This is a genomic window from Pseudoalteromonas mucoides (genome assembly GCF_049257175.1).
GTDB lineage: Bacteria > Pseudomonadota > Gammaproteobacteria > Enterobacterales > Alteromonadaceae > Pseudoalteromonas.
In genome coordinates this window covers 73,927-88,399 of sequence record NZ_JBMMUC010000004.1, presented here as the reverse complement: position 1 = coordinate 88,399, position 14,473 = coordinate 73,927, and the positions used below count along the sequence as shown (strand labels likewise).

General features: G+C 41.9%; 15 protein-coding genes. 1 reads left to right on the top strand and 14 read right to left on the bottom strand.

Annotated elements, in window-relative coordinates:
* The first annotated feature begins 1 nt into the window (after position 1).
* The gene (locus AAEU30_RS05520) at positions 2 to 307 is read left to right on the top strand and encodes an EscU/YscU/HrcU family type III secretion system export apparatus switch protein (protein ID WP_087530856.1); all 306 of its coding nucleotides are present in this window, start codon (positions 2 to 4) and stop codon (positions 305 to 307) included.
* Between the two features lie 39 nt (positions 308 to 346).
* Here the strand turns inward: AAEU30_RS05520 and AAEU30_RS05515 are convergent, their stop codons facing one another.
* From AAEU30_RS05515 to flhA, 14 genes are all read right to left on the bottom strand, one after another.
* The gene (locus AAEU30_RS05515; RefSeq protein WP_421959666.1) at positions 347 to 748 is read right to left on the bottom strand and encodes a DUF2802 domain-containing protein; all 402 of its coding nucleotides are present in this window, start codon (positions 746 to 748) and stop codon (positions 347 to 349) included.
* A gap of 16 nt (positions 749 to 764) precedes the next feature.
* A complete protein-coding gene (locus AAEU30_RS05510) occupies positions 765 to 1,262 on the bottom strand; it encodes a chemotaxis protein CheW (RefSeq protein ID WP_290209672.1) in 498 nt (165 codons plus the stop codon).
* Positions 1,263 to 1,281: 19 nt separating this feature from the next.
* Complete coding sequence (locus AAEU30_RS05505; protein WP_421959665.1) at positions 1,282 to 2,064, bottom strand: chemotaxis protein CheW; 783 nt, start codon at positions 2,062 to 2,064, stop codon at positions 1,282 to 1,284.
* Between the two features lie 3 nt (positions 2,065 to 2,067).
* Positions 2,068 to 2,838 (bottom strand): ParA family protein, encoded by a 771-nt coding sequence (locus tag AAEU30_RS05500; RefSeq protein WP_087530860.1) that lies wholly within the window; start codon positions 2,836 to 2,838, stop codon positions 2,068 to 2,070.
* A gap of 11 nt (positions 2,839 to 2,849) precedes the next feature.
* Positions 2,850 to 3,806, bottom strand: a complete 957-nt coding sequence (locus tag AAEU30_RS05495) for a flagellar motor protein MotB (protein WP_421959664.1) — start codon at positions 3,804 to 3,806, stop codon at positions 2,850 to 2,852.
* A 3-nt stretch (positions 3,807 to 3,809) separates the two neighbouring features.
* The gene (locus AAEU30_RS05490) at positions 3,810 to 4,574 is read right to left on the bottom strand and encodes a flagellar motor protein (protein WP_421959663.1); all 765 of its coding nucleotides are present in this window, start codon (positions 4,572 to 4,574) and stop codon (positions 3,810 to 3,812) included.
* On the bottom strand, positions 4,567 to 5,700 hold the full coding sequence (locus AAEU30_RS05485; protein ID WP_421959872.1) for a protein-glutamate methylesterase/protein-glutamine glutaminase: 1,134 nt from the start codon (positions 5,698 to 5,700) through the stop codon (positions 4,567 to 4,569). Before AAEU30_RS05485 ends, AAEU30_RS05490 begins: the two co-directional genes overlap by 8 nt.
* Before the next feature lie 65 nt (positions 5,701 to 5,765).
* Positions 5,766 to 7,988 (bottom strand): chemotaxis protein CheW, encoded by a 2,223-nt coding sequence (locus AAEU30_RS05480; RefSeq protein ID WP_421959662.1) that lies wholly within the window; start codon positions 7,986 to 7,988, stop codon positions 5,766 to 5,768.
* Between the two features lie 14 nt (positions 7,989 to 8,002).
* On the bottom strand, positions 8,003 to 8,770 hold the full coding sequence (locus AAEU30_RS05475; RefSeq protein WP_421959661.1) for a protein phosphatase CheZ: 768 nt from the start codon (positions 8,768 to 8,770) through the stop codon (positions 8,003 to 8,005).
* A gap of 16 nt (positions 8,771 to 8,786) precedes the next feature.
* Entirely contained in the window at positions 8,787 to 9,170 is a 384-nt protein-coding gene (gene cheY / locus AAEU30_RS05470) for a chemotaxis response regulator CheY (RefSeq protein WP_054203298.1), read from the bottom strand.
* A 40-nt stretch (positions 9,171 to 9,210) separates the two neighbouring features.
* Positions 9,211 to 9,921 (bottom strand): RNA polymerase sigma factor FliA, encoded by a 711-nt coding sequence (locus AAEU30_RS05465; protein WP_421959871.1) that lies wholly within the window; start codon positions 9,919 to 9,921, stop codon positions 9,211 to 9,213.
* Between the two features lie 26 nt (positions 9,922 to 9,947).
* Positions 9,948 to 10,808 (bottom strand): MinD/ParA family ATP-binding protein, encoded by an 861-nt coding sequence (locus AAEU30_RS05460; protein ID WP_087530867.1) that lies wholly within the window; start codon positions 10,806 to 10,808, stop codon positions 9,948 to 9,950.
* Positions 10,801 to 12,303, bottom strand: coding sequence for a flagellar biosynthesis GTPase FlhF (flhF, locus tag AAEU30_RS05455; RefSeq protein WP_421959660.1), 1,503 nt, complete (start codon positions 12,301 to 12,303; stop codon positions 10,801 to 10,803). Before flhF ends, AAEU30_RS05460 begins: the two co-directional genes overlap by 8 nt.
* Positions 12,304 to 12,328: 25 nt before the next feature.
* Positions 12,329 to 14,437: a flagellar biosynthesis protein FlhA gene (gene flhA / locus AAEU30_RS05450; RefSeq protein WP_421959659.1), complete on the bottom strand. Its 2,109-nt coding sequence runs from the start codon at positions 14,435 to 14,437 to the stop codon at positions 12,329 to 12,331.
* Positions 14,438 to 14,473 lie beyond the last annotated feature (36 nt).

The window sequence follows — 14,473 nt, the reverse complement described above, 5'->3', positions numbered from 1 at the left end:
CATGAGTGATTCACAACATAAGTCAGCCATAGGTTTATTATATGAAGCAGGTAGAGCGCCTACCGTTTCCAGTAAAGGGTTTGGTGAGTTAGCACAACAGATAATCAAAACAGCGAAAGAAAAAGGCATATTAATTCATCAGGATGAAGCACTTGCTAAAACGCTTTCGCATTTAGAACTTGGCGAAGAGATACCTAAAGAACTCTACTACGTAATTGCTGAGCTTATTGCATTTTCATATGTACTTCGGGGTAAGTTTCCACCTGGCTGGGAAGATTTTCAGGGTAAGTTAAATATTAAGGCTTAAACGCAGCAAGTAAAAATTGAATTAACAAAAAGGCGCTATTTAGCGCCCTTTTTGATTATGTAACGACATAAGTAATTCAGCCTCTGCACGAGGTAATTCGCATTCACGAATTATCTCTTCAATATCAGCGCCTAATTCCACCATTTTCACAGCCCGTGAATAAATTTTAGCATCAGGATCATCGTATTTCTGTGCATCTTGCTGTTGCGCTAGTTCTTGATTTCGCTGTTCAACAGCGACTAACCTTTTACCAATACTCAGCATGCCCGCACGCATTTCAGCAACTTCGCTGCGTAAAATACTGTTCTGTTGCAGCGCATCTGTCAGCTGTTTTTGGCTTTTAGCCTCACCATGCGATATTTTTGTATTCAAACTATATAAAATAACAAAGCACACTAGTATTAAACCAAGTGCGCTTATAACTAAAGAGAGTAACAACATAGTTTATCCGTCAGTATTAGATATTGCTTAACTCATCCCACTCTTCATCGTTTAATAGCTTATTTAAATCAACCAAGATCAATAGCTCACCATCACGGTTACTCACACCTTGGATAAACTTAGCACTTTCTTCTGTGCCAATGTTAGGTGCACTATCAATTTCTGAGCTACGTAAATAAACAACTTCAGCCACACTATCAGCCAGAATACCAATTACCTGCTCTTCAGCTTCAATAATTAATACTCTTGAGTTATCTGTAGTTTCAGCAGACATTAAACCAAAACGAGCACGAGTGTCGATCACGGTAACCACATTACCACGTAAGTTGATAATACCAAGTACATAGCTTGGCGCACCTGGTACAGGGGCTATTTCTGTATAACGCAAAATCTCTTGAACTTGCATCACATTGACGCCGTATGTTTCTGATTCCAGTTTAAATGTTACCCATTGCAATACTTCATCATTGCTATCGGCATTTTTACTGTTTGATACTAGTCTTTCTTCACTCATGCTATTACTCCGAATATCGTTACTGCTCACGGCTATCTAAGCCCTGCTCCAGTAATTGATTTAAATTTTCTACATCAATTAGGGCACACATTTTTTCTTTAATGACGCCAGCCAACCAAGGGCGTTTACCGGTTTTAGCTCGCCATTTAACATCTTCTGTACGCAGGGTTATGTTATTAACAAGCTTCTCAGCTAATAACCCCCACTGACTATCACCAAGTGTTATTAAATATTGATAGTTTAGTTTCTCTTCTAATTCTTGAGTGTATTTCTCTGGCATTACCCAACGAGCGGTATCAACCACATTGAGGTTTTCATCACGGTTAAGCATAACCCCTTTGAACCACTTGGGCTTACCAAACAATTGATTCACATCGCCCAATTGATGAATGCCGCCCAATGCCTTAAGGGGCACAGCTAATGTAAGCCCTGCCACTTCAAAAAATAACGCCTGGAATTCACCGTCAAAATAATCCTGCTGTCGCTCAATCGGGGTTTTAGCATGTGTAGCTAGAGCATCACTGGCAATATTATCTATATCTTTGATTTTAGCTTGAATTTGCGGTTTCTCAAGCGCTGTTTTGGTATCTTGTGGTATTTCTTGGGGTTCTTCAAGGGCGTGCTCTTGAACAATTACCTGCTTAGCAGCTTTTGCTGGCATCTGAGTCTGCTTTTGAACAGACCCAACTTGTTCAAGTAATTTTGCGACAGGTTCTAAGTCTGTATTCTCATCTTCCTCGCACAGCAAAGCGCCCAAGTACTGGGTCATCACTTTTTCATTAGCAAACAATTGTTTACTCATTAATTAACCTTGCTCAATCAAATAATCTAATAACGCACGATAGGCAAATACACCACGTGAACGAGGGCAAAATTGAATTGGCACTTGTTGTGCTAAGCTTGCATCTCGAAATTTGGTATCGACAGGTATAACACCTGGCCAAACTTTATCATTATACGTTTTTTGCAATGTTTTATATGCCTCTAACGACGCATTTGTGCGCTTATCGTACATTGTTGGGATGATGGTATATTGATACTGCTTTGATTGCGAGCTTTGCATCAATTCCATTGTACGCATCATACGATCTAAGCCCTTTAAGGCTAAAAATTCAGTTTGTACTGGCACTAAAATGCGTTCACTCGCCGCAAGTGCATTAACCATTAACACCCCTAAAACAGGTGGGCAATCCAAAATTGCATAATCATAATGCTCACTGATTTTGGCTAACGCTTTTTTTAAAATAAGCCCCATACCAGTTTTATTGCCCATACTGCGATCAAGGGTAGCAATGGCCATTGTCGCGGGCATTATATCTAAATTAGCAATATTTGACGGGCACAGTGATTGCAGTATTTCTTCGCTTTGCATGGTATTACCGCGAGCAAATATATCATAAACACTGACTTCTAAATCTTCAGAATCGATACCAAAATAGTAAGTCAAAGAGGCATGCGGATCAGTGTCTATCAATAACACACGCTTTCCCTGCAATGCTAATGTACCAGCAAGGCTTACCGCAGTTGTTGTTTTACCTACGCCACCTTTTTGATTCGCCACCGTCCAAATTTTCACATCACACCTTATTATTGTTCATTGCGCGTTGTAATTCGTATACCGCCATGTGGTAATTGAATCACTTTAATCGTGTTATCGTCCGAAGGCAATTCAATTACTTCAGGTTCAACTTTTTCTGCTTCAAGCTCCCCTTCTCGAGGCGCTTCTTGCTCTGGTAAGCCATACTTGGATAATGCAACCACTACTTTTCTATTCTCAGCGCGACCTTGCTCTGTACTATTATCTGCAAATGGTGAATATTGTCCATAGCCTTCAATAGCCATTCTAGCTGGGTTAATTCCCAGTGATTCAAGTTCAACTAAAATTGAGGTTGCCCGCGCAACAGAAAGCTCCCAATTAGAGCGAAATATTTCGTTTCGAATTGTTTCGTTATCTGTGTACCCACGCACTCTGACATAATTATCAACCGGTGCGATAATATCGTTAACCATACCAATCACGGTTTTAGCGCGACTATGCGCAACCGCACTGCCGCTTGAAAATAACATGCCAGAGCTCAGCTCTATGATCAGCCAATCTTGGTGCAATTCTAAGCTCGCTTCACCATCACGAATCTCGTCAATCAGCGCTGATTGTAGTTTGGTTAATAAGCTATCTAAAGGCTTGCCTAAATGCTTTTGTTTTATATTACTGGTATCACTTTGCCCATCAAGTAACTCAGGACCGGCTTCTTGCTTTTGGATACTTTCACCATATAACAGCTCTTTTTCTGGGCTGACTCTATCAGTTAATAAACCTGTCCCCGTCACACCGGTGCCCTCTTGACTATTCTGACGCGCAGATTGATCGAAAACCTGCTCTAATGAGTCTGATAAAATTTGAAAGCTTTCTTCTTTATTAATAGCAATTGCATACATCACCACAAAAAACGCAAACATGATAGTCATGTAATCTGCATAGGAGACTAACCAACGCTCTGTGTGCTGATTATTACTAGTTTGATGACGAAGCCGACGACGGATCATAAGTTAATTAGCTATTAGATTAGGTCGTTCAACTCGGTAAGCTTCTAATTTAAGCTCTATGTTTGCAGGGCTATCGCCTTGGCTTATAGCAATAATTCCCTCGGCAAGTAGCTCATGAAACAACATTTTTTGCTCAACTTGTTGTTTTAATTTATTAGCCATCGGTAAAAATAATAAGTTTGCTAAACCAACACCATAAATAGTCGCAATAAACGCAGTGGCCACGCCAGCACCAAGCTTTTGCGGCTCGGTAATAAATGACATGGCCTGAATAAGTCCAAGTACAGCGCCCAAAATTCCTATAGTCGGACTATAGCCGCCTAAAGCTTCATAAACACGGCTTGCTTCAAGCAGTCGCTCGCGCTCTAGCAACAAATCAATTTCAAGCGTATCTCGCAGCTTTTTCTCACTCACTCCATCGATAAGTAAACTAAGGCCTTTTGCTGCATAACTATCAGGGTGAGTGAGCGCCGTATCTTCAAGGGCTAAGTACCCTTCTTGGCGTGCTTTGTGGGACCAACTTTTAACCTCTTCAATGGCTGCGTCAATATCATGACGAGGGGGGAAGAAAACCCAGTAACTAATTTTTAAGGCTTTGATAAACGTGCTAACCGGAGACTGTAACATCACAGCCCCCAAGGTGCCGCCTAGTACAATGATCAGTGCAGGGCCGTTAAATAAAGCAGCAACAGCACCGCCTTCTAATGTATAGCCAAGAGCTATTGCACCTAACGCAGTTACTAGCCCTAAGATTGATAGCTTATCCACAACCAATCTCACGTACTAATCGAGTAGCCACATCATTTAATGCAATACTAGCACTAGAAAGCCCTGCAGCAGCAACAGCTTGTGGCATACCATAAACCACACTGGTGCTCTCATCTTGTGCCCAAATCGTTGCACCGACTTGTTTGAGCATTCGCGCACCATCACGGCCATCTGCGCCCATTCCAGTGAGCACTACTGCCAAAACATCACCTTGGAAAGACTTTGCAGTACTAGCAAATGTCACATCAACACTGGGTTTATATGTGATACGTGCACTGTCGTCTTCAAATACTCTTAACGTTCGATTACCACCACGTCCTTCAATTAGCATTTGTTGGCCACCAGGAGCTAAGTAAGCCGTACCGGGCATTAACTTATCACCTTGTTGCGCTTCTTTAACTTTGATTTTACACAGGCCATTTAATCGTGCTGCGAATGCTGGCGTAAATGCAGCTGGCATATGCTGAATGAGTAAGATGGGATGCGGAAAATTCGCTGGTAATTGAGTCAAAATAGTTTGTAATGCTACGGGCCCACCAGTAGACGTACCTATCGCTACAATTTGATACTTTTTACCCGAAGCTCGTACTGATGCAGCGTTCGTATCAACAGGTATCACGGGTCGACTAAAACTGCGATCAGGCTGCGCAATACTGGTCTTTGGCGCTGTTTCTTTATTTACCGAGGGCTTATTAATACTCGTCGCTGGGCGGCTAAATCTCGATAAACGTCTACGCCCGATTTCTTTTACTTTATTTTGTAAAAGCTTAATCGCATCTTCGTTATTACGCGCAATATCTTCAAATTTCTTCGGTAAGAAATCTAACGCGCCAGCATCAAGCGCATCCAGTGTCGCGGTTGCTCCATCACGAGTCAGCGACGAAAACATCAAAATAGGAGTTGGGTTTGCTGCCATGATTTCTTTCACGGCGCTGATTCCATCAAGCACCGGCATCTCGACATCCATCGTGATGACATCAGGGCGAAGTTGGCGCGCTTTATCGACTGCTTCACGGCCATTTACCGCAAAATCAATTACATCAATGTCCTTATCTTGCTCTAGAATTTCACTCACTCTACGGCGAAAAAAACTAGAATCATCAACAACTAATACTTTAACTGCCATTGGCGTACTCATGTTAAATTTCATCTACAGGAGCCTGTGGCTCCCATAAAAAGATAAAGATTACTCTAACCTGCGTAGTATTTTAGCAAGCTTGGGACATCCAAAATCAAGGCGATACCGCCATCTGAAGTAATTGTCGCACCAGCCATACCTGGCGTCCCTTGTAAAAGGGCATCCAGTGGTTTAATAACAACTTCTTCTTGGCCGATTAATGAATCCACAACAAAACCAACCTGCTGAGTACCGATTTGTACGATAACAACATGCCCTTGAGCTTTACGTTGCGAGGTATCGGCACCTTTTACAAGCCAGTGTTCTAAATAGAATAGTGGAATTGCTTTTTTACGCACTATGATAGTTAATTGCCCATCAACTACATTTGTACGAGTCAGATCTAGATGGAAAATTTCATTTACGCCAGCCAACGGTAAGGCAAAGGTTTGCTGACCAACAACAACCATCAAGGTTGGTAGTATGGCTAATGTCAGTGGTACTTTGATTTCTAATATAGTACCAACACCTAACTCAGATTGAATACTTACCGAGCCATTCAATTGGGTTATTTTAGTTTTTACTACATCCATGCCAACGCCGCGGCCGGAAATATCTGAAATCTGTTCTTTGGTTGAAAAGCCTGGCGCAAAAATTAGATTATATGCTTCAGTATCAGATAAACGACTCGCTTGATCGTGATCAAGCACACCTTTGCTAATAGCTATTTTTTTCAGCTTCTCAGCATCCATACCTGCACCATCATCTCGTATAGTCAGCAAAATATGGTCACCTTCTTGCGAAGCAGATAAAGTAACCGTACCTGTTCTTGGTTTACCTGCGGCCTCACGTACATCAGGCATTTCAATACCATGGTCAACCGAGTTACGCACTAAGTGAACCAGTGGATCGGCAAGTGCTTCAACTAGGTTTTTATCTAAATCTGTTTCTTCACCCACTAATAATAGGTTAATGTCTTTTTTCAAGCTACGCGCTAAATCACGGACTACACGTGGAAAGCGACCAAACACTTTTTTGATTGGTTGCATGCGGGTTTTCATTACCGCACCTTGTAAATCGGCAGTCACAACATCTAAATTAGAGATTGCTTTGCCCATCACTTCATTATTTGTATTAGTCGCTAAACTTACTAATCGATTACGCACTAATACAAGTTCACCAACCATATTCATGATTTGATCTAAGCGCTTCGTATCAACCCTCACGGTTGTTTCAGCTTGAGGTGGAGCAGGTTTTTTAGCTGTACTTGCAGCTGGCGCAGGAGCTTTACTCTCAACGGGCTTTTGCGCAATAGGTTGAGGCTTGCTTACTTGTGCTGGTTTTTCAACCTTCGCTTCAGGTTTCGGTGTATCTGTAGCTGGCTTAGGGGTATCAGCCTCTACATTGCTGGTAGCAAGCGCTTTAGGTGCAGTCCCCTTGCCATGTAATTCATCTAGTAGTGCTTCAAATTCGTCATCGCTGATTTCATCGTCTGATGCTGAGCTTGCCGCTACACTTTTCACTTCAGCTGTTGTAGCTGCTTCAATAGGTTCTTCTTGAGCTGGAGCAGGATTTACCGCACCAAAGTTACCTACCCCATGTAGTTCATCAAGTAAACTGTCAAATTCATCATCGGTAATATCGCTGCTACTGGCATTATCTTGAGGCGCAGCGCTTGTATTCGCTATCGGACTCTGACCTTTACCGTGGAGTTCATCTAATAAGCTTTCAAACTCATCTTCGGTGATCTCATCAATTTGTGCATCTTCTGGCTTGTCGTCAACTTGGCCATTGAACAACATATCAAAAGCAAAAGGGTCATCTTCATCGATTGTTGAGTCTGGCTCTTCTTCGACCGCTACAGACTCTGGTGTTGGTGCGCTTTGAGCTTGCTCCTCATCGGCACTAGGCGGTTGACTTAACTTATGTAAAATAGCGAGTAATTCTGGGTCGGCGGGCTCTGGCTGTTCGCGGTTTTGTATCGTCGCAAACATTTCATTTATTGTATCGAGCGCTTGTAATATAACATCCATGAGCTCTGAGTTTACTTTACGAACGCCCTGACGCAGTAAATCAAATACGTTTTCTGCACCATGACAAGCATCAACCAGCTCTGTCATACTTAAGAAACCCGCACCACCTTTTACGGTATGAAAACCACGGAAAATAGCATTTAGTAACTCGGTATCATCTGGATTATTTTCAAGTTCTACTAGCTGTTCTGATAAAAGCTCAAGAATTTCCCCAGCTTCAACTAGAAAATCTTGTAAAATATCTTCATCGACTTCAAAGCTCATGCAGTGCTCTCCTCTTAGAAGCCCAAACTTGACAGTAAATCGTCAACATCATCTTGCCCATTGACAACATCATCTCGCGACTCTTTATCAATAATTGGCCCTTCTGGACCTGCTAATGTCGTTTTTGCAGGCGGTATTTCTTCTATAGCTGCTATTCTAGTTTTAGCTTCGCCAATTTCATGACTACCAAATGCAGTCAATAAATGTATTAAACTATCTTCAACTTCTCTAACTAAATCAATTACGCGGCGGATCACTTGCCCTGTTAAGTCTTGGTAATCTTGCGCCATTAACACATTAGTCATTAGACCTTGCAGTTCGTCGGTCTTAGTGTGGGAGTGGTTCATGAATTTATCTAAACTATGACACAGTGTTTTAAATTCACCGAGCTCAATTTCACGACTCATTAAACGGTCCCAAGTCGGCTTTATCTGGGCGATTTCATCGGCTAACCCTTGTGCTATAGGCAAACTAGCTTCAACTGCATCCATGGTTTTATTAGCAGCATTTTCTGTCATTTCCATAACATAATTTAAACGCTGCTTTGCGTCAGGAATTGCATCAGTTGTTAAGTCTGAGAGCCGTGTATCGAGTTCAAAATTCTTCAGCGCGTCATGAAGTTGGCGGGTTAATTTACCAACTTCAGCAAAAAGTTCTGATTGCTCTTTTGTCGCCGCATCAAGGATGAGCTGATCAGCTTTATCTTGCTCACCGTTTTCAAGGTGAACAACAAGCTGACGGGCTTGTTCTAAAGTGATCTGAGGCGCAGCAGGTGCTGACATAAGCCTCTCCTATTAATTAGCCTAGGCGCTCAAACACTTTTTCCAATTTGGTTTTAAGTGTTGCAGCAGTAAAAGGTTTTACGATGTAGCCATTAACGCCAGCTTGAGCAGCAGCAACAATTTGTTCTTTTTTAGCTTCTGCTGTTACCATCAGCACAGGGATATGTTTAAGCGTGTCATCAGCTCTGATTGCACGTAATAAATCAATACCTTGCATACCTGGCATATTCCAATCTGTTACTACGAAATCAAACTCTTGATTTTGTAGCATTGGTAAAGCTGTTGAACCATCATCAGCTTCTTGCACATTAGTAAAACCTAAATCTCTTAACAGATTTTTGATAATACGTCTCATCGTCGAAAAATCATCAACAACAAGAATTTTCATGTTTTTATCCAAAACATCCTCCGGTGAGGTCTGAACCTATATTTACTTACTACTAATTTATCCAGTCATTGATTTTTGCTTTTAGCTTAATCATCGCCTGACCATGTATCTGGCTCACACGCGACTCGCTAACATCGAGTATGTGCCCAATTTCTTTTAAATTCATTTCATCGTTGTAATAGAGCGAAAGAACAAGGCCGTCACGCTCTGGTAGCGACTTAATTGCTGCTAACAAGGATTCATTAAAACGTTCATTCTTAACGTTATTAAAGGGCTTGTCCAGTGCTAAGTCTTGCCCAACTGGGGTTATTACATCTTCATCAACCCCTAAGTCTTCGATACCCAGAACTTTGCTTGAGTTTACATCACTTAGAATATGATGGTACTCATCTAGCGTAATATCAAGTTTTTCAGCAACTTCACTATCTTTAGGCTCACGATTATATTGACTTTCTAGTTCTGTAATTGCTTCTGCAACCATACGGCTATTGCGGTGTACTGAACGAGGGGCCCAATCACCACGGCGCATTTCATCAAGCATTGCACCACGAATGCGAATACCTGCAAAGGTCTCAAAACTGGCACCTTTTGCAGCATCAAAGTTTTTCGACGCTTCAATTAAACCTATCATGCCTGATTGAATTAAATCATCTAGCTGTACACTCGGTGGTAAACGTGCAATTAAATGGCACGCCACTTTTTTTACCAGCGACGCGTGCCTTTCTACTATTGCATTTAAATTTGCTGTGGATTGATAGCCCATCGCTTTGCTCACCGATGCAGTCATAGTTAGCCGTTTACTAATTTTTCTATAAAGAACTCTAAATGGCCTGAAGGTTGATTAGGTATTGGCCATTTAACTGCTTTTGTCGCCAAAGTTTTAAAGGCAACTGCCGCTGGAGAGTTTGGAAATAATTCCACAATTACTTTTTGGCGGCGGGTAGATTTACGCATATTTTCATCGTATGGAACGGTAGCAACCAACTCCATAGAGACATCTAAAAATCGGTCGGTTACTTTTGATAACTTTGCAAATAGTTCATGGCCTTCACGCATGCTACGCACCATATTGGCAACTATTTTAAATTTGTAAACACCATGCTCACGGCTAAGTACTTTGATAAGAGCATAAGCATCGGTGATTGAAGTAGGTTCGTCACATACAACAACCATAACATCTTGTGCTGCACGAGAAAAACTCAGCACCATGTCAGAAATACCTGCGGCGGTATCAACAATTAATATATCGAATTCAGTATTTAGTTCACTGAAAGCGCGAATAAGGCCTGCGTGCTCAGACGGTGATAGTTCAACCATGCTTTGTGAGCCAGAGGTTGCAGGTACTATTTTAATACCTGCGGGGCCTTCTACTAAAATTTCATCTAACTCGCATTCACCCGATAAAACATGGGATAAGTTACGCTCTACACGTAAACCTAGCATCACATCACAATTTGCTAAACCTAAATCGGCATCCAGTACTAAAACTCTATTGCCTAGCTGGCCAAGCGCGATTGCAGTGTTTAATGACACGTTGGTTTTACCAACGCCGCCTTTACCACCGGTAACAGCGATAACTTTTACACCGTTATTATTGTTTTGACTCATTTTTCGCAGGCCACTTGCTTGATCTAATACTGTGTTAATCATACATCCCTACTGTGCTTGACGCCACTGCTTGACGTCGTGAATGTTGTGCTTTTGTTCTTTTTAAATACAATTGTTCAGCTTTTTTTACTAATTTTTCTGAATTAGCAACACGAATGTCCTCAGGAACACGCTGGCCGTTAGTAAGATACCCTATTGGAAGGCGATTTTGAATCGCTACGCTAATAATCTCACCTAAACTTAGCGACTCATCCAATTTGGTGAAAATACAGCCACTTAATTGTACTTTCTTAAAGTGTCTTACCGTTTCCTGTAACACGTTAATTTGCGCCGTTGCACTTAACACTAAATAATTACGAATATCCACACGTTGATTACGCATTAGCGTGTTTAATTGCTCTGTTAAACGTAAATCACGTTGGCTCATTCCCGCAGTATCAATTAATACTAGTCGTTTATTTCGTAAATGGTATAACACTTCTGCTAATTCGTTAGCATCTTTAACTTGTTTTACGCCACAGCCAATTATACGACCATACGTCGCAAGCTGTTCATAAGCACCTATACGGTAAGTATCGGTTGTGATCAACGCAACTTTATCTGCGCCATATTTTTGCGCACCAAGTGCGGCTAACTTGGCAACCGTGGTTGTTTTACCAACGCCGGTAGGCCCCACTAATGCATATACGCCACCTTGGCGAAGTATCTCGTTATTCGTTGTATGCATTTGGTTTTCAACCATTTGCAATAGCGCCTGCCATGCTTGTTGGCGAGAAACATCATCAGGAATAAAACACGCCATTTGCTCGGCTACATCATGCTCTATGCCCATACCAACTAAACGGTCAATCATACAAGCTCGTGTTGGATCACGCCGAGCCATATCTTGTTGCATTAAACCTGACACTTGGTGTTCAAGCAGTTGACGAATCGCATTCATTTCATCACGCATTGACGAAATTTCTTCACCTTTACTATTGCCTGCAACAGCTTGAGAGTGTAAAGGAGTGTCTAAATCATCAAAGCCACTTTCTAACTCATCATCAAAACCTAAGCTATGTGCTTGTGTATGAGCTTTGCTCAGCGCTTCACGGCGAGCAAAATCTGGATGTGCTTGCGGTTCACTTGTTCTATATTGCGCTTGAGCTGGTTGTGACTGTTGCTGTGCTTTACCCTGGTATTGAGTTGAAGTATCAATACCCGATTGGCTAAACATAGACGCAAGCTCTGGTGATTTAGGTTGTGGTGACTGACGTTCCAATAAAGCTTGTAGGCTATCAGCAACCGCAGCCTGTGGCTCTTGCTGAGCACGTTGCGGTGCAGGTTTTACAAAGTTCGGATTCCTTTGCGCTTGGGCAACAGCGGGTTGTGGTGCTGATTCTTTCGGTGCTGCCTTGTCATAATCGACAGCAGCAACAATTTCAACGCCATTAGCTAGCTTTTTATTTGACATAATAACGGCATCTACACCAAGTTCATCTTTAACTTCTTTTAGTGCGGTACGCATATCTTTAGCAAAAAAACGTTTTATTTTCATGGTTCACAACCCTTTTAAAATCCGATTATTGGCCTACTGAGCTAACAATCTTGATCTGTCTTTCATCTGGTACCTCTTGATAAGACATCACTCTCAAACCTGGAATGGTGTACTTAACAAATCGAGATAACACAGTGCGTAACATTCCTGATGTTAGCAATATCGAAGGTTCACCGGCCATTTCTTGATTTTGATGCGCTTCGTTTAATGATTGTTGAAGTCGCTCTGCAAGTCCTGGCTCTATTCCGGCACCTTCGTCGCCTGCATTCTGAAGTGACTGATGCAACATCTGTTCCAACTCAGGCGCCAAGGTTATGACAGGTATTTCAGACGACATACCAACCGCATCTTGAACGATTAATCTACGCAATGAAATTCGCACTGCAGCCGTTAATACATCAGGGTCTTGGCTACGAGGACCATACTCAACTAGGGTCTGTACAATAGAGCGCATATCGCGAATTGCTACGCCTTCATTTAATAAATTTTGCAAAACTTTAACCACGGTTGTGAGTGGTAATACATCTGGCACTAATCCTTCAACTAAACGAGGATGGCTTTTAGCTAACATATCTAATAGATTTTGTACTTCTTCGTGGCCAAGTAGTAATGCTGCACTGTTAGTAAGTAATTGACTGATATGAGTAGCCACGACAGTCGCTGAATCGACCACTGTGTAGCCTAATGATTGGGCTTCATCTTTTTGATTTGGCTTGATCCAAACTGCATCTAAACCAAACGCCGGATCTTTAGTTTCAATGCCTTTAATTGGGCCGAACACTTGGCCTGGATTAATCGCAAGCTCATCCCCGTGTTTAAGTTCACCTTCACCACTGGATACACCCATCATGGTGATTCTGTAAGCATTTGGGTCTAATTCGAGGTTATCGCGAATATGCACCGGTGGTACTAAAAAGCCCAGCTCTTGTGATAACTTTTTACGTACCCCTTTAATTCGGTTTAGTAACTCGCCACCTTGAGATTGATCAACAAGCGGGATCAACCTGTAACCGACCTCTAAACCAATTACATCAACTTGCTGTACGTCATCCCAGCCAAGTTCTTTTTGTTCTTGTTTATTTGCAACGCCGGTACCTGCTGCACCACCATTTGCCGCTTCTTCTTCTTTAGCAGCAGCTGCTTTAATTTTGTTTTGTTGTGTGTAATAAGCAAGGTAACCAAGCAGTGCACCTAAACTTAAAAATGCAAAATGCGGCATGCCGGGTACTAAGCCCATAACTATGAGGATACCTGATGCGATAAACAGAGATTTTTCGTTACCAAGTTGGCTTTTGAATTGGTCGCCCATATTCAGCGATTCATTTTGGCGTGTTACAACAATTGCTGTACCAATTGATAACAGTAATGAAGGCAATTGTGCAACCAAGCCATCACCAATCGTCAGTAATGTATACACCTCCATCGCTCGGCCGAAACTAAGGTCATGTTGGATCATACCTACGAATAAACCACCAATGATATTGATGATCAAAATCACGATACCTGCGATGGCATCCCCTTTTACAAACTTACTGGCACCATCCATTGAACCATAAAAATCTGCTTCACGGGTGACTTCTTCACGGCGGTCTCGTGCTTGCTCTGCGCTGATAAAACCGGCGTTTAAATCAGCATCAATGGCCATTTGTTTACCTGGCATAGCGTCTAAGGTAAAACGTGCTGATACTTCTGAAATCCGCCCAGCACCTTTGGTGATTACGACAAAATTAATGATGATCAAAATTAAGAACACCACTAAACCAACGGCATAATTGCCACCAATAACCACCGAGCCAAATGCTTCAATAACTTTACCCGCGGCATCCCCGCCATTGTGGCCTTCAAGTAAAACTACTCGGGTACTGGCAACATTGAGCGCTAAGCGCATTATGGTTGCGATAAGCAGTACTGCGGGGAACATACCAAACTCAACAGGTTTCATGGTGTAAACAGTCACCAACAAAACCACTAAGGCAAGGGCTATATTAAACGAAAAAAGAATATCGAGTAAAAACGGCGGCAGCGGTAAAATCACCATACCTAGCGCAGCTAGTACGAGTAAAGGCGTTCCAACTCCTTTGGCATACTCTTTTTTATCTTTATTAAGTTGTTGTAATACAGCTTTAAATTCCATAACTCACAATTTCAAAAAATTGACACTGCACGGAAT